The sequence below is a fragment of the Streptomyces sp. NRRL S-87 genome, from assembly GCF_000719335.1.
Lineage (GTDB): Bacteria > Actinomycetota > Actinomycetes > Streptomycetales > Streptomycetaceae > Streptomyces.
Map to the genome: position 1 here is coordinate 71,616 of NZ_JOGB01000034.1, position 20,406 is coordinate 92,021.

18 protein-coding genes are annotated in these 20,406 nt (G+C 72.5%); 12 read left to right on the top strand and 6 right to left on the bottom strand.

The window, feature by feature from the left end:
• Positions 1-59: 59 nt before the first annotated feature.
• The 9 genes from IF43_RS0122045 to pssA all read left to right on the top strand — a co-directional run bounded on the left by IF43_RS0122045 (position 60) and on the right by pssA (position 10,833).
• Positions 60-1,871, top strand: coding sequence for a 3-hydroxyacyl-CoA dehydrogenase family protein (locus IF43_RS0122045; protein WP_051795818.1), 1,812 nt, complete (start codon positions 60-62; stop codon positions 1,869-1,871).
• 121 nt (positions 1,872-1,992) lie between these two features.
• A complete protein-coding gene (locus IF43_RS0122050; protein WP_030203381.1) occupies positions 1,993-2,808 on the top strand; it encodes a TetR family transcriptional regulator in 816 nt (271 codons plus the stop codon).
• Positions 2,809-3,210: 402 nt separating this feature from the next.
• On the top strand, positions 3,211-4,329 hold the full coding sequence (gene ccrA / locus IF43_RS0122055; RefSeq protein WP_030203383.1) for a crotonyl-CoA carboxylase/reductase: 1,119 nt from the start codon (positions 3,211-3,213) through the stop codon (positions 4,327-4,329).
• A 53-nt stretch (positions 4,330-4,382) separates the two neighbouring features.
• Positions 4,383-6,443: a protein meaA gene (locus IF43_RS0122060; protein WP_030203385.1), complete on the top strand. Its 2,061-nt coding sequence runs from the start codon at positions 4,383-4,385 to the stop codon at positions 6,441-6,443.
• Entirely contained in the window at positions 6,440-7,414 is a 975-nt protein-coding gene (locus IF43_RS0122065) for a CoA ester lyase (RefSeq protein WP_030203388.1), read from the top strand. The genes IF43_RS0122060 and IF43_RS0122065 overlap by 4 nt, the downstream gene beginning before the upstream one ends.
• Positions 7,415-7,419: 5 nt before the next feature.
• Positions 7,420-7,932 carry a MaoC family dehydratase gene (locus IF43_RS0122070; RefSeq protein WP_030203391.1) on the top strand — a complete coding sequence of 171 codons (513 nt, stop codon included), beginning with the start codon at positions 7,420-7,422 and terminating at the stop codon, positions 7,930-7,932.
• A 2-nt stretch (positions 7,933-7,934) separates the two neighbouring features.
• On the top strand, positions 7,935-9,140 hold the full coding sequence (locus IF43_RS0122075; protein WP_030203393.1) for an acyl-CoA dehydrogenase family protein: 1,206 nt from the start codon (positions 7,935-7,937) through the stop codon (positions 9,138-9,140).
• A gap of 174 nt (positions 9,141-9,314) precedes the next feature.
• Positions 9,315-9,974, top strand: a complete 660-nt coding sequence (locus tag IF43_RS0122080) for a phosphatidylserine decarboxylase (protein ID WP_030203395.1) — start codon at positions 9,315-9,317, stop codon at positions 9,972-9,974.
• Entirely contained in the window at positions 9,967-10,833 is an 867-nt protein-coding gene (pssA, locus tag IF43_RS0122085) for a CDP-diacylglycerol--serine O-phosphatidyltransferase (protein WP_030203398.1), read from the top strand. The genes IF43_RS0122080 and pssA overlap by 8 nt, the downstream gene beginning before the upstream one ends.
• A 93-nt stretch (positions 10,834-10,926) precedes the next feature.
• Here the strand turns inward: pssA and IF43_RS41765 are convergent, their stop codons facing one another.
• Positions 10,927-11,082 (bottom strand): hypothetical protein, encoded by a 156-nt coding sequence (locus IF43_RS41765; RefSeq protein ID WP_158939451.1) that lies wholly within the window; start codon positions 11,080-11,082, stop codon positions 10,927-10,929.
• Positions 11,083-11,256: 174 nt separating this feature from the next.
• Entirely contained in the window at positions 11,257-12,861 is a 1,605-nt protein-coding gene (locus IF43_RS43555) for a hypothetical protein (protein ID WP_158939453.1), read from the bottom strand.
• A 128-nt stretch (positions 12,862-12,989) separates the two neighbouring features.
• Between IF43_RS43555 and IF43_RS0122100 the strand changes: the two genes are divergently transcribed.
• On the top strand, positions 12,990-13,211 hold the full coding sequence (locus tag IF43_RS0122100; protein ID WP_158939455.1) for a hypothetical protein: 222 nt from the start codon (positions 12,990-12,992) through the stop codon (positions 13,209-13,211).
• Positions 13,212-13,287: 76 nt separating this feature from the next.
• On the opposite strand, the gene IF43_RS0122105 is transcribed toward IF43_RS0122100, so the two are convergent.
• On the bottom strand, positions 13,288-14,436 hold the full coding sequence (locus IF43_RS0122105) for a glycerate kinase (protein WP_030203404.1): 1,149 nt from the start codon (positions 14,434-14,436) through the stop codon (positions 13,288-13,290).
• Positions 14,437-14,847: 411 nt separating this feature from the next.
• Here IF43_RS0122105 and IF43_RS0122110 point away from each other — a divergent pair, with 411 nt between their 5' ends.
• Together IF43_RS0122110 and IF43_RS0122115 are read left to right on the top strand one after the other, a co-directional pair.
• The gene (locus IF43_RS0122110; protein WP_234332439.1) at positions 14,848-15,858 is read left to right on the top strand and encodes an ADP-ribosylglycohydrolase family protein; all 1,011 of its coding nucleotides are present in this window, start codon (positions 14,848-14,850) and stop codon (positions 15,856-15,858) included.
• A gap of 54 nt (positions 15,859-15,912) precedes the next feature.
• Positions 15,913-16,413 carry an NUDIX hydrolase gene (locus IF43_RS0122115; protein ID WP_030203408.1) on the top strand — a complete coding sequence of 167 codons (501 nt, stop codon included), beginning with the start codon at positions 15,913-15,915 and terminating at the stop codon, positions 16,411-16,413.
• A gap of 105 nt (positions 16,414-16,518) precedes the next feature.
• Here IF43_RS0122115 and IF43_RS0122120 read toward each other — a convergent pair whose 3' ends face one another.
• From IF43_RS0122120 to IF43_RS0122130, 3 genes are all read right to left on the bottom strand, one after another.
• The gene (locus tag IF43_RS0122120) at positions 16,519-17,085 is read right to left on the bottom strand and encodes a methylated-DNA--[protein]-cysteine S-methyltransferase (protein WP_030203411.1); all 567 of its coding nucleotides are present in this window, start codon (positions 17,083-17,085) and stop codon (positions 16,519-16,521) included.
• Positions 17,086-17,151: 66 nt separating this feature from the next.
• Entirely contained in the window at positions 17,152-18,720 is a 1,569-nt protein-coding gene (locus IF43_RS0122125) for an AlkA N-terminal domain-containing protein (RefSeq protein WP_030203414.1), read from the bottom strand.
• A gap of 123 nt (positions 18,721-18,843) precedes the next feature.
• Complete coding sequence (locus tag IF43_RS0122130; protein ID WP_037889540.1) at positions 18,844-20,232, bottom strand: MFS transporter; 1,389 nt, start codon at positions 20,230-20,232, stop codon at positions 18,844-18,846.
• Positions 20,233-20,406 lie beyond the last annotated feature (174 nt).

Here is a 20,406-nt window from a genome sequence, read left to right on the forward strand (position 1 = left end):
TCCCGCCGTCCGCGCATCCGTCCCCCAGTCGTCACTTCCTCTCCCACTGGAGTCCCGCGATGGACCGTCAGTCCACTCCGCCCAGTCAGCCCTCCTCCGCCCCGCAGACCATCGCCGTCGTCGGCCTCGGCACGATGGGCACCGGCATCGCCGAGGTGCTCACCCGCGCCGGCCGCGAGGTCATCGGCATCGACATCAGCGACGCGGCCGCCCGCGCCGCCGTCACCGCGCTGGAGGCGTCCACGGCCCGCGCGGTGTCCCGCGAGCGCCTGACCGAGCAGGAGCGGGCCGACGTGCTCGCCCGCTTCCGCACCTTCGGTGACCTGCAGGCCGCCGCCCACGCGGACCTGGTGATCGAGGTCGTGCCCGAGGACTACGAGCTCAAGCGGCAGGTCTTCGCCGCCCTCGACGCGATCGTGCGCCCCGACACCATCCTGGCCACCGGCACCAACGCGCTGTCCGTGACCCGGCTGGCCGCCGAGTCGCTGCGCCCCGAGCGGGTCCTGGGCCTGCACTTCTTCAACCCCGCGCCGGCCATGAAGCTGGTCGAGGTCGCCTCCTCCGTGCTGACCGCCCCGCCGGTCGTCGAGGCGGTCACCGCGCTGGCTCGGGAGCTGGGCAAGGAGCCGGTCTCGGTCGGCGACCGCCCGGGCTTCGTCGCCGACGGGCTGCTGTTCGGCTACCTGAACCAGGCCGCCGCCATGTACGAGTCGAAGTACGCCTCCCGCGAGGACATCGACGCGGCCATGCGGCTGGGCTGCGGCCTGCCGATGGGCCCGCTCGCGCTGCTCGACCTGATCGGCATCGACACCGCCCGCACCGTCCTGGAGGCCATGTACGCCGCCTCCGGCGACCGGCTGCACGCCCCGGCCCCGGTCCTGGGCCACCTCACCGAGGCGGGGCTGACCGGCCGCAAGGCGGGCCGCGGCTTCTACTCGTACGAGGCCCCGGGCAGCGCCACCGTGGTCCGCGACGCCCAGACCCCGCTGGACGACGCCCGGCTGGGCGAGGGCCGCCCGGTGTCCTCGGTCGGCGTGGCCGGCTCGGGCACCATGGCCAGCGGCATCGCCCAGGTCTTCGCGCAGGCCGGCTTCGACGTCGTCCTCGCCGCCCGAAGCCAGGAGAAGGCGGACGCGGCCAAGGCCGCGATCGGCAAGTCCCTGGACCGCATGGTGACCCGCGGCCGGATGTCCGCCGAGGTCCGCGAGGGGACGCTGGCCCGGATCACCCCGGCCGACTCGCTGGAGGCGTTCGCCGAGGTCGACCTGGCCGTCGAGGCGGTGGCCGAGGACCTCGCGGTCAAGCAGCAGCTGTTCGCGTCGCTGGACAAGATCTGCAAGCCGGGCGCGGTGCTGGCCACCACCACCTCCTCGCTGCCGGTGATCGCCTGCGCCCGCGCCACCTCGCGCCCGCAGGACGTGATCGGCATGCACTTCTTCAACCCGGCGCCGGCGATGAAGCTCGTCGAGGTGGTCCGCACGGTCCTGACGGCCGACGACGTGCACGCCACCGTCCGCGAGGTGTGCGCGCGGATCCGCAAGCACGCCGTGGACTGCGGGGACCGGGCCGGGTTCATCGTGAACGCGCTGCTGTTCCCGTACCTGAACAACGCGATCAAGATGGTCGAGGAGCACTACGCCACCCTCGACGACATCGACGCCGCCATGAAGCTCGGCGGCGGCTACCCGATGGGCCCGTTCGAGCTGCTCGACGTGGTCGGCCTGGACGTCTCGCTCGCCATCGAGAAGGTCCTGCACAAGGAGTTCCGCGACCCCGGCCTGGCTCCCTCGCCGCTGCTGGAGCACCTCGTGGCGGCGGGCTGCCTGGGCCGCAAGACCGGCCGCGGCTTCCGTGAGTACGCCCGGAAGTAGCGGGCCGGACGCGTGGGGAGGACTCCTCGGGCCCTCAGGGCGGGCCGTACCCTCCGGGAGTCCTCCCCCGCTTCCACCCCCTCGGGCGCCCTCCCGGGCGCGCATGCAGTACGTTCGCCTTATGTCCCAGCCCGCCAAGACCTCACGAAACGCCGCCGCCGAGCCCGCGGAGACCACCGCAGGCGCGCGCGCGGCCGCCCAGCGCCTGAAGATGCGCCGCGAGCTCGCCGCCGCCGCCATGGAGCTGTTCGCGTCGAAGGGGTACGAGGCGACGACGGTCGACGAGATCGCCGCGACCGCGGGAGTGGCCCGCCGGACCTTCTTCCGGCACTTCCGTTCCAAGGAAGAGGCGATCTTCCCCGACCACGACGACACCCTGATCCGCGCCGAGGCGGTGCTGAACGCGGCGCCGGCGCACGAGCACCCGCTGGACACCGTGTGCCGGGGGATCAAGGAAGTCATGAAGATGTACGCCGCCTCCCCGGCGGTGTCGGTGGAGCGCTACCGGCTCACCCGCGAGGTACCCACCCTGCGGGAGCGCGAGATCGCGTCGGTGGCCCGCTACGAGCGGCTCTTCACCCGCTACCTGCTCGCGCACTTCGACGAGCACGACCACCACGACGGGAACGACGACCCGCTGTTGGCGGAGGTCGCCGCCTCGGCCGTCGTGACGGCCCACAACCACGTGCTGCGGCGCTGGCTGCGGGCCGGCGGGGAGGGGGACGTGGAGGCGCAGCTGGACCACGCCTTCGCGATCGTACGGAAGACCTTCGGCACCGGCATCGGGGCCGGCCGGACCCTGGACGGGGGCGCGGTCTCCGTCGCGCCGGCCGCCTCGGCCACCGCCCAGGGCGAGGTGCTGGTGACCGTGGCGCGCACGGACGCGCCGCTGGACGAGGTCATGCGCACCATCGAGGAAGCGCTGAAGAACAAGTGAAGACCGCTTAGGGCGCGTCCGCAGGACGCTCCTGCGGCGCACGGATGTGACGGCCGTCTCCCGGGTCCCGGGGGGCGGCCGTTTCGTATGTCCAGGTTGCCCCTACTCGCGGGTAACTCTGATCGATCATCGCTCATCTGCGCAGGTCAATCGGCAATTGAGAGAAATTTTTGGCACGCAGTGCCTTGCCGAGTGACACGGGGTGCCATACGTTGAAGTCATCCGGACGTCCCCGCGGCACGGCGAACACCATCGCCCCGGCCGCGCCCCGGATGCCTGCGTCACCAGGCTCTCCGCGCCCACCACGGCGCCCCCGCTCCACCGCACCGCCGAACCGACGGCACACCTCCACCGGACCACCCTCAGCGTTTCCCTCGACGCATCCTCGCCGGAGGCACCACCGTGAAGGACATCCTGGACGCGATCCAGTCGCAGGCCGCGACGGCCGAGGACATCGCAGCCCTTCCGCTCCCCGACTCGTACCGCGCGATCACCGTGCACAAGGACGAGGCGGACATGTTCGACGGGCTCACGACCCGCGAGAAGGACCCGCGCAAGTCCCTGCACCTCGACGACGTCCCGCTCCCCGAGCTGGGCCCGGGCGAGGCCCTGGTGGCCGTCATGGCCTCCTCGGTCAACTACAACTCCGTGTGGACCTCGATCTTCGAGCCGGTGTCCACGTTCAACTTCCTGGAGCGCTACGGCCGCCTGTCGGAGCTCACCAAGCGCCACGACCTGCCGTACCACATCATCGGTTCCGACCTCGCGGGCGTCGTCCTGCGCACCGGCCCGGGCGTCAACTCCTGGAAGCCCGGTGACGAGGTCGTCGCGCACTGCCTCTCCGTCGAGCTGGAGTCCTCGGACGGCCACAACGACACGATGCTCGACCCCGAGCAGCGGATCTGGGGCTTCGAGACGAACTTCGGCGGCCTGGCGGAGATCGCACTGGTCAAGTCCAACCAGCTCATGCCCAAGCCGAACCACCTGAGCTGGGAGGAGGCCGCCGCCCCCGGTCTGGTCAACTCCACCGCCTACCGCCAGCTGGTCTCCCGCAACGGCGCCGGCATGAAGCAGGGCGACAACGTCCTGATCTGGGGCGCCAGCGGCGGCCTGGGCTCCTACGCCACCCAGTTCGCGCTGGCCGGCGGCGCCAACCCGATCTGCGTCGTCTCCTCCCCGGAGAAGGCCGAGATCTGCCACAGGATGGGCGCGGAGGCGGTCATCGACCGCAACGCCGAGGGCTACAAGTTCTGGAAGGACGAGCAGACCCAGGACCCGCGCGAGTGGAAGCGCTTCGGCTGGGAGGCCAACCGCCTCATCGCCAAGGGCAAGATCCACCCGACCCTCTCGAAGACCTACTCCCTCGAGGAGACCGGTCAGGCGGCGCACGACGTCCACCGCAACGTCCACCAGGGCAAGGTCGGCGTCCTGTGCCTCGCCCCCGAGGAGGGCCTGGGCGTGCGCGACCACGAGATGCGCGCCGAGCACCTCGACGCGATCAACCGCTTCCGCAACATCTGACCGCCCCCTGCTGAGACCCCAGCAGCCCACAACGGCCTTGAGGATCGCCTGAGATGACTGAGCGCCAGAAGGACCGGCCGTGGCTCATGCGGACGTACGCCGGCCACTCCACGGCCGAGGCGTCCAACGAGCTGTACCGCCGCAACCTCGCCAAGGGGCAGACCGGTCTGTCGGTCGCGTTCGACCTGCCGACCCAGACCGGCTACGACCCCGACCACATCCTCGCCCGCGGCGAGGTCGGCCGGGTCGGCGTACCGGTCTCCCACCTCGGTGACATGCGACGGCTGTTCCAGGACATCCCCCTGGAGCAGATGAACACCTCGATGACCATCAACGCCACCGCCATGTGGCTGCTGGCGCTCTACCAGGTGGTCGCCGAGGAGCAGGGCGCGGACATCGCCCAGCTCCAGGGCACCACGCAGAACGACATCGTCAAGGAGTACCTCTCCCGCGGGACGCACGTCTTCCCGCCGGGACCGAGCCTGCGCCTGACGACCGACATGATCGCGTACACGGTCAACAACATCCCGAAGTGGAACCCGATCAACATCTGCAGCTACCACCTGCAGGAGGCGGGGGCCACTCCGGTCCAGGAGATCAGCTACGCGATGTGCACCGCCATCGCGGTGCTGGACTCCGTGCGCGACTCGGGCCAGGTCCCCGACGAGCGCTTCGGCGAAGTGGTCGCCCGCATCTCGTTCTTCGTGAACGCGGGCGTCCGCTTCATCGAGGAGATGTGCAAGATGCGCGCCTTCGGCCGCATCTGGGACAAGATCACCCAGGAGCGGTACGGGATCGAGAACCCCAAGCAGCGCCGCTTCCGGTACGGCGTCCAGGTCAACTCCCTGGGCCTGACCGAGGCGCAGCCGGAGAACAACGTCCAGCGCATCGTCCTGGAGATGCTGGCCGTCACCCTCTCCAAGGACGCCCGGGCCCGCGCGGTGCAGCTGCCCGCCTGGAACGAGGCCCTGGGCCTGCCGCGCCCCTGGGACCAGCAGTGGTCCCTGCGCATCCAGCAGGTCCTGGCCCACGAGAGCGACCTGCTGGAGTACGAGGACATCTTCGCGGGCTCGCACGTGATCGAGGCCAAGGTCGAGTCCCTCGTGGCGGAGTGCCTGGCCGAGATCGACCGGATCCAGGAGATGGGCGGCGCGATGGCCGCCGTCGAGTCCGGCTACCTCAAGTCGCAGCTCGTCTCCTCGCACGCGGAGCGCCGCGCCCGGATCGAGGCCGGCGACGAGAAGATCGTCGGCGTGAACATCTTCGAGACGACCGAGCCGAACCCGCTCACCGCCGACCTGGACACCGCGATCATGACGGTGGACGGCCGGGTGGAGGACAAGGTCGTCGAGGACATCGCCCGCTGGCGCAACGAGCGCCAGGAGTCCTCGGAGCGGCAGGGCGGCGGCGACCCCTTCGTCTTCCCCACCACCCAGCAGGCCCTGGAGCGCCTGAAGGAGGCGGCGGCGGGCGACGAGAACCTGATGGAAGCCACCCTCGAGTGCGCCCGGGCGGGCGTCACCACCGGCGAGTGGGCGGGCGCGCTGCGCGAGGTCTTCGGCGAGTTCCGGGCCCCGACCGGTGTGTCCTCCGCCCCCGTGGCGGTGGCCGCGGAGCCGGGCACCCCGCTCGCGGAGGTCCGCGAGAAGGTCGCCCGTACGGCCGACGAGCTGGGCTCGGGCCGACTGCGCCTGCTGGTCGGCAAGCCGGGCCTGGACGGTCACTCCAACGGTGCCGAGCAGATCGCCGTGCGGGCCCGCGACGCCGGGTTCGAGGTGGTCTACCAGGGCATCCGGCTCACGCCCGAGCAGATCGTGACCGCGGCGCTGGCCGAGGACGTGCACTGCGTGGGCCTGTCGATCCTGTCCGGATCGCACGGGAAGCTGGTGCCGGACGTCCTGGAGCGGCTGCGCACGGCGGGGGCGCCGGACATCCCCGTCGTCGTCGGAGGCATCATTCCGAATGCCGACGCGGAGGAACTCCGCGCGGCCGGCGTGGCCGCCGTCTTCACCCCGAAGGACTTCGGTATCACGGAGATCATCGGCCGTATCGTCGACGAGATCCGCACAGCGAACAAGCTCAGCCCCCTCGAAATCTCGGAGGTCCCCGCATGACCACGCCCCTGCACCCGGTGAACCGGCTGCGCCCGCGCCGCTCCTGCCTCGCCGTGCCCGGGTCCAACCCGCGCTTCCTGGAGAAGGCCCAGGGGCTGCCGGCCGACCAGGTCTTCCTGGACCTCGAGGACGCGTGCGCTCCGCTGGCCAAGCCCGAGGCGCGGCACACCATCGTGAAGTTCCTCAACGAGGGCGACTGGACCGGCAAGACCCGGGTCGTGCGGGTGAACGACTGGACGACGCACTGGACGTACCGGGACGTGGTCACGGTCGTCGAGGGCGCGGGCCAGAACCTGGACTGCATCATGCTGCCGAAGGTGCAGAACGCGGAGCAGATCGTCGCGCTGGACCTGCTGCTGACGCAGATCGAGAAGACGATGGGCTTCGAGCTCGGCAAGATCGGCATCGAGGCGCAGATCGAGAACGCCCAGGGCCTCAACAACGTCAACGCGATCGCCCAGGCGTCCCCGCGCGTCGAGACGATCATCTTCGGCCCGGCCGACTTCATGGCCTCGATCAACATGAAGTCGCTGGTCGTGGGCGAGCAGCCGCCCGGCTACCCGGCGGACGCGTACCACTACATCCTGATGAGCATCCTGATGGCCGCCCGCGCGAACAACCTGCAGGCGATCGACGGCCCCTACCTGCAGATCAAGAACGTCGACGGCTACCGCGAGGTCGCCGGCCGCGCCGCCGCCCTCGGCTTCGACGGCAAGTGGGTGCTGCACCCGGGCCAGGTCGACGCGGCCAACGAGGTCTTCTCGCCCTCCCAGGAGGACTACGACCACGCCGAGCTGATCCTGGACGCGTACGACTACTACACGTCCGAGGCGGGCGGCAAGAAGGGCTCCGCGATGCTCGGCGACGAGATGATCGACGAGGCCAGCCGCAAGATGGCCCTGGTCATCTCCGGCAAGGGCCGGGCGGCCGGCATGCAGCGCACCAGCAAGTTCGAGATCCCGGAGGCCTGAGCGCCATGCAGTTCGGACGCACCTACGAAGAGTTCGAGGTCGGGGCGGTCTACAAGCACTGGCCCGGGAAGACGGTCACGGAGTACGACGACCACCTCTTCTGCCTGCTGACGATGAACCACCACCCGCTCCACATGGACGTGAACTACGCCGAGAACACCACGGACTTCGGCAAGAACGTGGTGGTGGGCAACTACATCTACTCGCTGCTGCTGGGCATGTCCGTGCCGGACGTCTCGGGCAAGGCCATCGCCAACCTGGAGATCGAGTCGCTGCGGCACGTGGCGCCGACCTTCCACGGCGACACCATCTACGGCGAGACCACGGTCCTCGACAAGACCCCGTCGAAGTCGAAGAGCGACCGCGGGATCGTCTACGTCGAGACCAAGGGCTACAAGCAGGACGGCACCCTCGTCTGCGTCTTCCGGCGCAAGGTGATGGTCCCGACCGAGACGTACATCAAGGAGCGCGGCGGCGAGCAGCCCGGCCGGCCCGAGCTGAAGGAACAGGGGAAGTAGCCATGGCACGACTCGCCCAGACCGCCGGGCTCACGGACGTCCAGCAGGAGATCCTCAAGACCGTCCGCGAGTTCGTCGACAAGGAGATCATCCCGGTCGCGACCGAGCTGGAGCACCGCGACGAGTACCCGCAGCAGATCGTGGACGGGCTCAAGGAGCTCGGCCTGTTCGGTCTGATGATCCCCGAGGAGTACGGCGGTCTCGGTGAGTCGCTGCTCACCTACGCGCTGTGCGTGGAGGAGATAGCCCGCGGCTGGATGTCCGTCTCGGGCATCATCAACACCCACTTCATCGTGGCGTACATGCTCAAGCAGCACGGCACGCAGGAGCAGAAGGACCACTTCCTGCCGCGGATGGCGCTGGGCGAGGTGCGCGGCGCGTTCTCGATGTCGGAGCCGGCCCTCGGCTCGGACGTGTCGGCGATCTCGTCGAAGGCGGTGCAGGACGGCGACGAGTACGTCCTGAACGGCCAGAAGATGTGGCTGACGAACGGCGGCACCTCGACCCTGGTCGCCGTGCTGTGCCGGAGTGACGAAGGACACCCCGAGGGCACGGCCCCCCACAAGTCGATGACGACCTTCCTCGTCGAGAAGGAGCCGGGCTTCGGAGAGGTCCGGCCGGGCCTGACGATCCCGGGCAAGATCGACAAGATGGGCTACAAGGGCGTCGACACGACCGAGCTCATCATGGACGGACTGCGCATTCCGGCCAATCGGGTCCTCGGCGGGGTCACCGGCCGAGGGTTTTACCAAATGATGGACGGCGTGGAGGTCGGCCGCGTCAACGTGGCGGCACGTGGCTGCGGTGTCGCTCAGCGTGCGTTCGAGCTGGGTGTCTCGTACGCCCAGCAGCGTCACACTTTCGGCAAGCCGATCGCCCAGCACCAGGCCATCCAGTTCAAGCTGGCCGAGATGGCTACCAAGGTCGAGGCCGCTCATGCCATGATGGTCAACGCAGCACGCAAAAAGGACTCCGGGGAACGAAACGACCTCGAAGCAGGGATGGCGAAGTACCTCGCCTCCGAATACTGCAAGGAGGTGGTGGAGGACGCCTTCCGCATCCACGGCGGATACGGCTTCTCCAAGGAGTACGAGATCGAGCGGCTCTACCGCGAGGCGCCGATGCTGCTCATCGGTGAAGGTACCGCCGAGATCCAGAAAATGATCATTGGGCGACGCCTGCTCGAGGAGTACCGACTCCAGGGCTGAATGTCCCTTTCGTTGCGGATGGTCCGCGAAAAGGGTCACACCCTGTCACCGGCTTCCGGCCATCGACTCGGCTTCTGGCTTGCCCAGTTGTTGCGCGCAACCGATAGCATTCCAGTAAAGCCGCCGTCCCGTCCCCCGTTTGCGGCGCGGCATCATCCGCTACGAAGGTCATCCATGCCCCACAGCCAAACCTCTGCACCTCGCGACAACAGCCGACTCGGCGTACGTATCGCTCGCGGAGCATCGCCGTGGCTCCTGCCGACCGTTGCCACCGCGGCCCTCAGCCTCTCCCGGGCCCGCAAGTCCGGACGCTGGGCCGCGGTGGCCGTGCCCACCACCGCGCTCGCGGCGGGCATGCTGTGGTTCTTCCGCGACCCCGAGCGCGAGATCGCCGAGGGCCGTGTCATCTCGCCCGCCGACGGCGTGGTGCAGAGCATCATGCCGTGGAAGGACGGCCGGACCCGGGTCGCGATCTTCATGAGCCCGCTGAACGTCCACGTCAACCGCGCGCCGCTGGCGGGCACGGTGACGTCCGTCGAGCACGTCCCCGGCGGTTTCGTCCCGGCGTTCAACAAGGAGAGCGAGAACAACGAGCGCGTCGTCTGGCACTTCGACACCGAGCTCGGCGACATCGAGATGGTGCAGATCGCCGGCGCCGTCGCCCGTCGCATCGTTCCGTACATCCCGCAGGGCACCAAGGTCGAGCAGGGCGAGCGCATCGGCCTGATCCGCTTCGGCTCGCGCGTCGACATCTACCTCCCCGAGGGCGTCGAGGTCGGGGTCGAGGTCGGGCAGGCCACTACGGCAGGGGTGACTCGAATTGACCGTGACTGATCCGGAGACCCCGGCGACCGGCTGGGTCCCCGAGGCCGCCGAGGAGGAGGCCGCCGAGGAGGAGATGCCGCTCTCGCTGCGCCTCTCGATAGCGGACACCCTCACCCTCGGCAACGCCACCTGCGGCTTCATGGCGGTGTACTTCACCACCACCGGCATCCTGATCCCGCACCTCACCGGCAGTGACGAGTCCGGCATGGCCCGTCACAGCGCGGCGACCGCGGTGATACTGATGCTGCTGGCCGCGATCTTCGACCTCTGCGACGGGCTCGTGGCGCGCAAGCTGCGCAGCTCGCCGATGGGTGCGGAGCTGGACAACCTCTCCGACCTGATCAGCTTCGGCCTGGCCCCCGCGTACTTCGTGCTCGTCTACGGCATGGTCGCCGACGACGCGCACCAGCGGGTGTCGGCCCTCGCGGCGATCGTGGTCCTCCTGGCGGTCGTGCTGCGACTGGCCAGATTCAGCTGCGTGACGATGAAGGACGGCATGTTCCAGGGCATGCCGAGCCCCTTCGGCGCGCTGACGGTCGTCTCGATCGTGCTGCTGGAGCTGCCGTTCGTGCCGACCCTGCTGGCGATCGTGGGCGTGGCCTGGCTGATGGTGAGCCGGGTCGAGTACCCCAAGCCGCGGGGCGTCCTCGCGGTGGCGATGCTCAGCTGGATCGTCGGCGCCATGGGCCTGCTGGCGGCGTGGGCCTTCGACGCCCCGGGCGGCCAGCTGCTGCTGCAGACCGGCTGCGCGCTCCAGATCGTGCTGGCCGCGACGATCCCGCTCTTCGCGACCACCCGCCGGGTCAACACCTTCCGGCACAACCGCCGCGAGAACCGCGAGGCCCGCGCCGCCCAGCCGACGCAGTAGCCTCCGCTCCGACACGGGAAGGGCCCCGGACACCGATCAGGTGTCCGGGGCCCTTCGCGTTGTGGGGGCCCGATCCGCCGGCGGCGGACCGGGTCAGTGGCGGATGCGGGTCCGGGTGCGGGTACCGGTACGGGGGCCGATACGGGTGCGCTTGTGGCGGGTGCGGCCGTAGGCGTACCCGCCGGCCACGAGCAGCGACAGCAGGCACCAGGCGGCGGCGACGATGCCGATCCACAACAGAGCGGTCATGGGCGGCTCCCGGGAGTGAGCGGCTGTACGCTAGTCGTACCCGCCCGGCCCACCGCGAAAGCCGCCCCGAGCGCTCCGCGCCGCCGAGTACGTCAGGATCTGACGCGCTGATCCTTTCAGGCGGCGCCACAGACCATGACGTCTCGCGCGGGTTCCGTCACATCGGGTGAATTCCTACAATTCGCTGCGCACGTACGTCAGCAGCAGCAGTTCCCGCAGCTCCGAGGCGGTCTCCGGCTCGTTCGGCGGGTACGCCTCCCGGGCCTCGGCCAGCAGAGCGGGCAGCGCCCCTTCGGCATCCCTCACCCGGGCGAGGAGCTCGTCGGCCACGCGCTCGCCGTTCCGTAGGCCGTAGAGCGCATCGAGCAGCAGGAGCATCCGCGGCGGGGTGGCGACGGCCACGATCCGGTCCCCCAGGTCCGCGCGCCGCGAGGGCACCAGCGCGCCGAACGCCTGCACGAACGCGGCGGCGCCGCCCGGCTCGCTCTTCGTCAGGTCGACGAGCGCGGTCAGGACCGCCGCGGCCAGGGCTTCGTGTCCCTGCTCGGACAGGCGCCGGGCGAGCCCGAACAGCCGGCGCGGCTGGAAGTCGCGGCGGGAGGCCTTGTGGACGGCGTGCACGGTCGCCCCCGCGTCGTCGACCAGGGCCAGGAGGGCAGCCAGGTCGGCGCCCTTCGCCGTCCGCACGGCCTCGGTGAGCAGTCCGGCGCCCCTGTGGCCGTCCTGGGCCGTGCTCCAGGCGGCGTGCAGCCGCGCCAGATCCTGCGGCGTCCCGGTCCGCATCAGGTGCGAGAGCAGCTCGCGGTCCAGCGCGGCCTCACGCCCGAGCGCGGGCAGGCGGCTCCCCAGCTCCGCCACCACGTCCAGGGAGCGGTACTCGCACACGAGGCCCACCATCCACTCCGCGCGGTGCCTGGCTCCCATCTCGACGAGCCATGCGAGGATCCGGACCAGTTCGTCCGCGGGCCGCTCCCATGCGGCCGCGTCCAGCGCCCGCGTCACCTCCCGCAGCTCACCGGCGACCAGGTGGGCGGACACGCGGTCCAGCATCACGGCGACGGGCAGGCCGGGCTCCTCTTCCGGACCGCCGCGTCCGGCGCGCAGGGCACCCAGCTCCTCCTCCAGTCCCAGGACCCGGTCTTCGAGGGCCCTGCACCGGGACTCCGCGTCCGCTCTCAGGGCGGTCAGGTCCGCGAGGTGGGCCCGCAGCCGGGCGAGCTCCGCTTCGAGGGCCTCGCGCGCACCGCGGTCCCGCTCGGCCGCGGCCCGCAGCTCCAGCTCACGGCGTCGGGCGGCCGTCTGGTCCCTCGCCCAGTCGGTGCGCTGCTGCTCCAGCTCGGTGTTCGCCGCCGCCAGCTCGGCCTCCAGCCGGTCCATCCGGTCGTGCAGGGCGTCCTGCTCCCGGCCGAGGCGGGCCACGGTCCTGCGGGCATGGGCGGCCTCCTGGCGGACCGTTTCGAGCTCGTGCAGGGCCGGGTCGGTGGCGCGCAGGGCCGCCAGGCGCTGGTCCCTGACGCGCGCCCTGGCCGCCTCCTGGAGGGGGGTGCCGAGCCTGGCCTCCACCTCGCGGATCAGGCGGTCGACGAAGTCCTCCGTGGCCACGCGCTGGCCGCGCAGGTAGCGGGAGACGACCGACGGGTCGAGGGTGACCCGTACCGCGTAGGCGCGCTGGGAGACGCCCAGGGTGTTGAAGAGGCCCGTCAACGTGTTGCCGAGCTCCGCAACCTCCGGGACCTCGCCCCGCTCCACGGCGGAGGAGTTCGCTGGTGGGCGGTCCACGTCCGGCATTCCTCGTCCCCCCGTGCCGTGCCACCGGAGTGGCAACCGTTGCGCGCTGTCGCACCGTATCCGGCCTTCCCCACTCTGGCGGTGTCAATCGGCCGATGGCGGAAGGGAACAGAGGGACCGTGAACTCTCCTTGGATGTCGGTGCTCTCCGGGGCCCGGTGGGCGGGCCGGGTGCTCGTCGTGGGACTCGTGCTCGTGCCCGTGGTGATCGTGACGGTGGCGTCGGTGCCGGCGCTGGTGGTGCTGCCGTTCTCGCGGCGGCGCAGTGCGCAGGCCGCCGGGATCGTACGGCAGCTCGTGGCCTGGACGCGGGCGCTGCTGGACGGGAGCCGCGAGCGGTAGGGCGTACGGCCCCGGGTACGGCGAAGGCCCCCTCCCTTTCCGGACGGGGGCCTTCGCCGTGCGTGCGTACGGCCGACTACAGGACGTCCGCGGCGATGTTGGCCGCGACCCGCTCCAGCAGCGGGCCCGCGTTGGCGATGCACTTCGCGGTGTCGGGCTCGATCTCCGTCAGCGGGTAGGCGCGGCGGATGCCGGCCGTCTGCAGGGCCTCCTGCGGCAGGGCGAGGCGGCCGCAGACCGCCACGACCGGCTTGCCGGCGGCCCGGGCGGCCGCGGCCACGCCGGCCGGGGCCTTGCCGTGCAGGGTCTGCTCGTCGAGGGAGCCCTCACCGGTGATGACCAGCGTGGCCCGCTCCAGGGCCGGGGCGAAGCCGAGCACCTCCAGCATCAGCTCGATGCCGGGCCGGAAGCTCGCACCGAGCAGCAGGGCGCCGTAGCCGATGCCGCCCGCACCGCCCGCGCCGGGGGACGCGGCGAGCTCGGCCGCCTGGGGGCCGAGGGCCTTCTCCAGCACCTGGGCGTAGTGGGCGAGGGCCGCGTCGAGGGCGGCCACGTCCTCCGGGGAGGCGCCCTTCTGGGGTCCGTACACCGCGGCGCAGCCCTTCGGGCCGGTGAGCGGGTTGTCCACGTCGCTGGCGAGGACGAAGTCCACCTCGGCGAAGCGGGCGTCCACGCCCGACAGGTCGGCCGAGGCGAGGTCCGCCAGGGCGCCGCCGCCCGGACCGACCGGTTCGCCGTCGGCGTCCAGGAACACCGCGCCGAGGGCGGCCAGCATGCCGGCGCCGCCGTCGGTGGTGGCGCTGCCGCCCACGCCGAAGACGATCGTGCGGGCGCCCGCGTCGAGCGCGGCCTTCAGCACCTCGCCCGAGCCGTACGTGGTGGCGGTCAGCGGGGCGAAGACGCCCGCCGGGAGCAGCTGGAGGCCCGAGGCCTCGGCCATCTCCACCACCGCGGTGCCGTCGCGCAGGGCGAAGGCAGCCGTGACCGGCTCGCCGAGGGGGCCGGTGACCCGTACCTCCCGGCGTTCGAAACCGGCCGCCACGGCGGCCGCGACCGTACCGTCGCCGCCGTCCGCGACGGGGAGGGTCTCGACCTCCACGCCGGGTACGGCCGTGCGAAGGCCGGCCGTGACCCGCTCGGCGACCTGAACGGCCGTGAGCGAGCCCTTGAATTTGTCCGCGGCGATGAGAACGCGCGCGGCCACAGTTACTGCCCCGTCCGTCACCTTGCTATCCCTTGCTATCGAACGTGCAGTCGCGCCACCCCGAGCCTATCCGGAGGATCCTCCTATGCCCATGGGTGGCCTGGGCCACACCCGGCGCGACACGCCCAAAAATGGTGATATCAACCCGCATAGCAGGGCGGAATGAGGGTGGAATCACTGCGCCGGACCCCCTCGGAGACGCCTCGCGGAGACCAAGGGGCGGACAGCCGCGACCGAACCGTGGTCGCGTCGGGGTGGCCGCGGTGCCGGAGGCGGCCCCCCGGGGCGGCCCGGGCGAAGGGGTCCCGGCAACGCGCGGCGGTCGTGCACCAGGAGTACACCTGAGGTGTGACGGACCTCGTGGAGCGGCCGGTGGCGGCAGGGGTGGCGGACCGCGTGCTGGGCGGCTGGCTCGGCCGGATCGCCGGCAACATGCTCGGCAAGCCCGTGGAGCGCGGGGACCACTGGACCCGGGCCCGGATCGACCGCTACCTGCGGCGGGCCGGCGCGCTGCCGCTGACGGACTACCTGCCACCGCCCTCAGCGCTCGACCCGCCGCCCGCCCCCGGCGAGTTCGAGCTGCGCCCGGAGTGGCCCGGCTGCGTCCGCGGGCGGATCCGGGGCAGCTGCCGCGACGACGACGTGGACTACGCCCTGCTCGGCCTGGACCTGCTGGAGCGGTACGGCGGGACGTTCACGACCGAGCAGGTCGGCGAGCTGTGGCTGCTGAGCCTGCCGTACCTGCGGACGTTCACCGCGGAGCGGGCGGCGTACCGCAACCTGGCGAACGGGCTGCGCCCGCCGCTCACCGCCACGTACGACAACCCGTACCAGGAGTGGATCGGCGCCCTGATCCGGGCGGACGTGTACGGGTGGACCTGCCCCGGCGATCCGCGCCGCGCCGCCTCGCTGGCCCGCCGGGACGCCGTGCTCTCGCACTCCGGGAACGGGGTGTACGGGGCCATGTGGGCGGCCGCGGTGATCGCGGCCGCGTTCACGGCGGACGGACCGGGCGAGGCGCTGGACGCGGGCCTCGCCCGGATCCCGGCGGGCAGCCGGCTGGCCCGCGTCGTGCGGCGGGTGGTAGCGCTGCACGCAGCCGGGCTGAGCTGGGAGGACACCCTGGCGGAAGCCGAGACGGAGACCGCCGGACTGGGCTGGATCCACGTCGTGCCGAACGCCGCCGTCCTGACGGCGGGCCTGCTCTACGGGGCGGGGGACTTCACCCGCACCATCGCCCTCACCGTGCGCGGGGGCCTGGACACCGACTCCAACGGCGCCACCGCGGGCTCGGTCGCCGGGGTGCTGTGCGGGGCGGCGGGGATCCCGGGCCAGTGGACGGACCCGCTCCAGGACACCGTCCGCAGCTCGGTCCAGGGCTTCGACGGGGCGTCGATCCGCGATCTGGCGGACCGGACGCTGCGGCTCGCGGGTGCGGTGTAGGACCCCAGGCCGGCCCGCCTCCCGCGGCGCGCCGGAGCGCCTAGGCTTTGCGGGGTGACCACGACTGACTACGCCGCGTACATCGCCTCCCTGCCCCGGGTGCTCGCCGGGGCCGCCGCGCTGTTCCGGGACGCCGAGGGCCGGGTGCTGCTCGTCGAGCCCAACTACCGCGAGGGCTGGGCGCTGCCCGGCGGCACCATCGAGTCCGACCGGGGCGAGTCGCCCCGGCAGGCCGCGCGCCGTGAGACCGCCGAGGAGATCGGGCTGGACCTGCCGCTCGGGCGGCTGCTGGCCGTGGACTGGGTGCTGGGGACGGCGCGGCCGCCGCTGGTGGCGTACGTGTTCGACGGCGGGGTGCTGGACCGCGATCAGCTGGCCGCGATCGAGCTCCAGGAGGAGGAGCTGATCTCGTGGCGGCTGGTGCCGCCGACGGAGCTGACCGCCTACCTGCCGGGCACGCTCGGGCTGCGCATCGAGGCGGCGTACGAGGTGGTGGAGAAGGGCGGCGGGACGGTGGAGCTGGAGGACGGCCGCCGACCGGGCGAAGGGGTCTGAGGGACTGGGGTCGGCCGGGACTGGCGGGCCGGAGTCGCCGGGACCGGCGGGCTGGGGTCGGCCGGGACTGGCGGGCCGGAGTCCGCCGGGCCGGGCGCCGGCGCGTCAGAAGAGGGTGTCGGAGTCGGCCGCCGTGCGGGGGTCGGCACCGGCCGCCGCGCCGCGCTCGAACGCGAGCAGCCGCTGCTTGCGGTCGAGGCCGCCGCCGTAGCCGGTCAAGCCCCCCGATGACCCGATCACCCGGTGGCAGGGCACGATGATGGTCACCGGGTTCTTGCCGTTGGCCAGGCCCACCGCGCGGGAGGCGCCCGGCTTGCCGAGGCGGGCGGCCAGGTCCCCGTACGACCGGGTCTGCCCGTAGGGGATCCGGGTGAGCTGCTCCCACACGCTGCGCTGGAAGTCCGTGCCCTCCAGGCGGAGCGGCAGGTCGAAGACGGTGCGCTCGCCCGCGAAGTACTCGTCCAGCTGGCGCGCGGCCTCGGCGAACGGCTCCTCCTCGGGCGCCACGCGGACGCCGAAGGTCTCCTCCGCCGGGCGGTGCCGCTGATCGCTCATGTACATGGCACTGAGGGTGCGGTCGGTCGCGACCATGGTGAGCGGGCCGTACGGGCTGTCGACGACGGTGTGCGTGCGGCCGGCTGGGGTGTTGGTGGTGGTGTCTGTGCGGCTCATGGTCCTCTGCTGGTCCTCTGCTCCAGGGTGTCACGGGGGCGCGGCGGGTGGCGGGGGTTCGGCACTTCAGGCCGGGAGACGGTTGACCGGGTGGTCGTCGGTGGCCCAGAGGTACTGGACCGCGTACGCACGCCACGGCCGCCAGCGCGCTGCCCGGGCGGTCAGCGCGGCCGGTGTGTGCGGCAACCCGAGGCCCCGGGCGGCCCGCCGCATGCCCAGGTCGGAGGGGAGGAAGGCGTCCGGGTCGCCGAGTGCGCGCATGGCGATCACCTCCACCGTCCAGGGCCCGAACCCGGGCAGCGCCGCCAGCTGCGCCCGGGCCCGCCCCCAGTCGCTGTCGACGCCGAGCGCCAGGGAACCGTCGGCGAGGGCGGAGACGAGCGTGGTGAGGGTGGTGCGGCGGCTGCGGGGCAGCGCGAGCCGCTCGGGGTCGAGGGCGGCGAGCGCGGCCGGGGCCGGGAAGAGGTGGGTGAGGCCGCCCTCCGGGTCCTCGACGGGCTCGCCGTGCGCCGCGACCAGGCGGGCCGCGTGGGTGCGGGCAGCGGCGGTGGACACCTGCTGTCCCAGGACGGCCCGGACCGCGAACTCGGCCGCGTCCACGGTGCGCGGCACCCGGCGCCCGGGCGCCTTGGCGACGAGGGGCGCGAGCAGCGGGTCGGCGGCCAGCAGCTCGTCGACCGCCTCGGGGTCGGCGTCCAGGTCCAGCAGCCAGCGGCAGCGGCTGATGGCGATGGTGAGGTCGCGCAGGTCGGTGAGGGTCAGCCGGCAGGCGATGTGGTCGGCGCGCGGGGAGAGGGAGGCGATCCCGGTGCCGAACGGCAGCCCGAGCGTGCGGCGGTACGCGCCGTCGCGCCACTCCTCGACGCCGGGCACGGCGGTGGCGGCGAGGTGCCCGAAGAGGTTGTCGGGGTTGAGCGGGGCGCGGTAGGGCAGCCGGAGCGCGATGGTGCCGGGGGCGGCCGAGGGGGTGGTGGGAGTGCCGGGCGGGCCGGGGGTGCTCGGGGTGCCGGCCGCGGCGAGGTGGGCGGTGCCGTCGAAGGCCGCGCCGGCGCGCCCCGGGCGGGCGGCCGTGCGGGCCGCGCGTTCGCGGAGCTCGCTCGGCGCGAGGGCGAACACCTCGCGGACCGTGCCGTTGAAGGTGCGGACCGAGGCGAAGCCGGCCGCGAAGGCCACGTCCGCCAAGGGCAGTGCGGTGGTCTCGATCAGCAGCCGGGCCGTCTGGGCCCGTTGCGCCCGGGCGAGCGCGAGCGGACCGGCGCCCAGCTCGGCGTTCAGCTGCCGCTCGATCTGGCGGGTGGAGTAGCCCAGGCGGCGGGCGAGACCGGGTACGCCCTCGCGGTCCACCACCCCGTCGCGGATCAGGCGCATGGCGCGGGCCACCGCGTCGGCGCGGGCGTTCCACTCCGGCGAGCCGGGGCTGGTGTCGGGTCGGCACCGCTTGCAGGCCCGGAAGCCGGCCTGCTGGCATGCCGCGGCACTCGGCAGGAAGGTCATGTTCTCGACCTTCGGCGGCACCCCCGGGCAGCTGGGCCGGCAGTAGATCCGGGTGGTCAGGACGGCGGTGAAGAACCAGCCGTCGAACCTCGGGTCCTTCGACTGCACGGCGCGCACGCAGCGCTCGGTGTCGGTGTGCATGCCGTCCAGCTTGCGGTACCGGGGGCCGCAGGGGCTGGCGGTTTTCCGACATGGAGGTCGGGGTCGGTACCGGTGCCCGCGGGTGCCGGCGCCCGGCGGTGCCGACGCCTGTCGCCTGCTGGGTCAGGTGTCGGACGGCCCGTCGGGGCGGGAGCGGTAGCCGGTCGTGACGGCGAGGGTGGCCAGGAGGAGGAGGCCCGCCGCCACGCGGAGGGCGAGGGCCATCGCGGAGTTGAACTCGGCCGGGTGGGAAGGGGCCTGGAGGGTTCCGTGGACGCGGGAGGCGAGCACCGTGCCCACCACCGCGACGCCCAGGGCGGCCCCGATCTCGCGGGCGGCCGTGTTCAGGCCCGAGCCGAGCCCGGCCTGGTGCGCCGGGAGTGCCGTGACCACCGACACAGTCAACGCGGGCGCGCAGAGGCCCGTCCCGATCGACAGGACCAGCAGGTAGCAGGCGTACACCGGGTACGGCGTGCCCGCGTCCGCGGTGGAGACCAGGAGCAGGCCGCCGGCGATGAGGAGGAGGCCGGCGGTCACGGGCGGGCGGGGACCGAACCGGTCCTGGAGCCGGGCGCCGAAGCGCGGGACGAGGGCCATGCCGATGGTCAGGGGGACGATCGCCAGGCCGGTGCGGGCGGGCGGGAAGCCCTTCACGTACTGCAGGTACTGCGCGTTCACGAAGAAGAGCGAGAAGAGGCCGAAGAACGCCGCCCCGATGCCGAGGGCGCCGGAGCGCAGCCGGGCCGAGCGGAACACCCGCGGGTCGAACAGCGGGTTCGCCGCGCGCAGCGCGTGGGCCGTGAACACACCGAGGAGCGCCGCGCCGGCGCCGAACGCGCCGAGCACCTGGAAGGAGGCCCAACCGGCGGTGGGCCCCTCGATGATGCCGTGGACGACCGCGACCAGCGCCGCGGTGAGCAGCGCGGCGCCCAGCGGGTCGACCGAGGCCTCGGGACGCCGGGGTACGGCCGGGATCAGCCGGGCGGTGGCGAGGGCGAGCGCGGCCGCGAGCGGGACGACCGCCCAGAACAGCGCCCGCCAGCTGAGGTACTCGGCGGCCAGCCCGCCGCCGACGTTGCCCGCGAGACCACCGAGGCCGGCGGAGAGCGTCCAGGTGGCGAGCGCCTGGCTGCGGCGCTCGGGCGGGGTGAGGTGGACCAGGACCGACATGGTGGCCGGCATGATCAGGGCCGCTCCGGCGCCGCACACGCCACGGCCCGCGATGAGCACGGCGGAGGTGCCGGCGACGGCACTCACCGCGGCCCCGGCGCCGAGCAGGGCCAGGCCCGCCAGCAGGGCGCCCTTGCGGCCGTACCGGTCGCCGAGGGCGCCGGCGGGGATGAGCAGCGCGGCGAAGACGATCACGTAGGCGTCGACGGCCCACAGCAGTTCCGTCGCGGTCGGATGCAGGGTGGAAGCGGAGAGCTGCGGGATGAGCAGGTTGACGGCGGCCACCATGCCCTGCGCGACGAGGACGCAGGCGCAGAGCGCGAGCAGGGCGGGCCGGGACAGGCCGCCGGCCGCCGGACCGGACGCCGGACCGGCCGGGGCGGTGTCCGCGGCGCGCGCGGAGCTGGTGGGGGCAGGACTGGGCACGGTTCTCCCTCGGGGGAACGGACATCGGGAAGGGGCGCGGGCGGCGGCGGGATTGCGTGCGCCGCGGGGCGGCACGCGCAAGTCGTTGCG

Bases quoted from the DNA above. Each gene is read 5' to 3' on its own strand.
- IF43_RS0122125 (WP_030203414.1), bottom strand. From the start codon at position 18,720: ATGCACACCGACACCGAGCGCTGCGTGCGCGCCGTGCAGTCGAAGGAC.
- IF43_RS41765 (WP_158939451.1), bottom strand. From the start codon at position 11,082: ATGACCGCTCTGTTGTGGATCGGCATCGTCGCCGCCGCCTGGTGCCTG.
- IF43_RS0122070 (WP_030203391.1), top strand. From the start codon at position 7,420: ATGCAGTTCGGACGCACCTACGAAGAGTTCGAGGTCGGGGCGGTCTAC.
- IF43_RS0122065 (WP_030203388.1), top strand. From the start codon at position 6,440: ATGACCACGCCCCTGCACCCGGTGAACCGGCTGCGCCCGCGCCGCTCC.
- IF43_RS0122045 (WP_051795818.1), top strand. From the start codon at position 60: ATGGACCGTCAGTCCACTCCGCCCAGTCAGCCCTCCTCCGCCCCGCAG.
- IF43_RS0122075 (WP_030203393.1), top strand. From the start codon at position 7,935: ATGGCACGACTCGCCCAGACCGCCGGGCTCACGGACGTCCAGCAGGAG.
- IF43_RS0122110 (WP_234332439.1), top strand. From the start codon at position 14,848: ATGCTCGGCAAGCCCGTGGAGCGCGGGGACCACTGGACCCGGGCCCGG.
- IF43_RS0122050 (WP_030203381.1), top strand. From the start codon at position 1,993: ATGTCCCAGCCCGCCAAGACCTCACGAAACGCCGCCGCCGAGCCCGCG.
- IF43_RS0122120 (WP_030203411.1), bottom strand. From the start codon at position 17,085: ATGAGCCGCACAGACACCACCACCAACACCCCAGCCGGCCGCACGCAC.
- IF43_RS0122080 (WP_030203395.1), top strand. From the start codon at position 9,315: ATGCCCCACAGCCAAACCTCTGCACCTCGCGACAACAGCCGACTCGGC.
- IF43_RS0122060 (WP_030203385.1), top strand. From the start codon at position 4,383: ATGACTGAGCGCCAGAAGGACCGGCCGTGGCTCATGCGGACGTACGCC.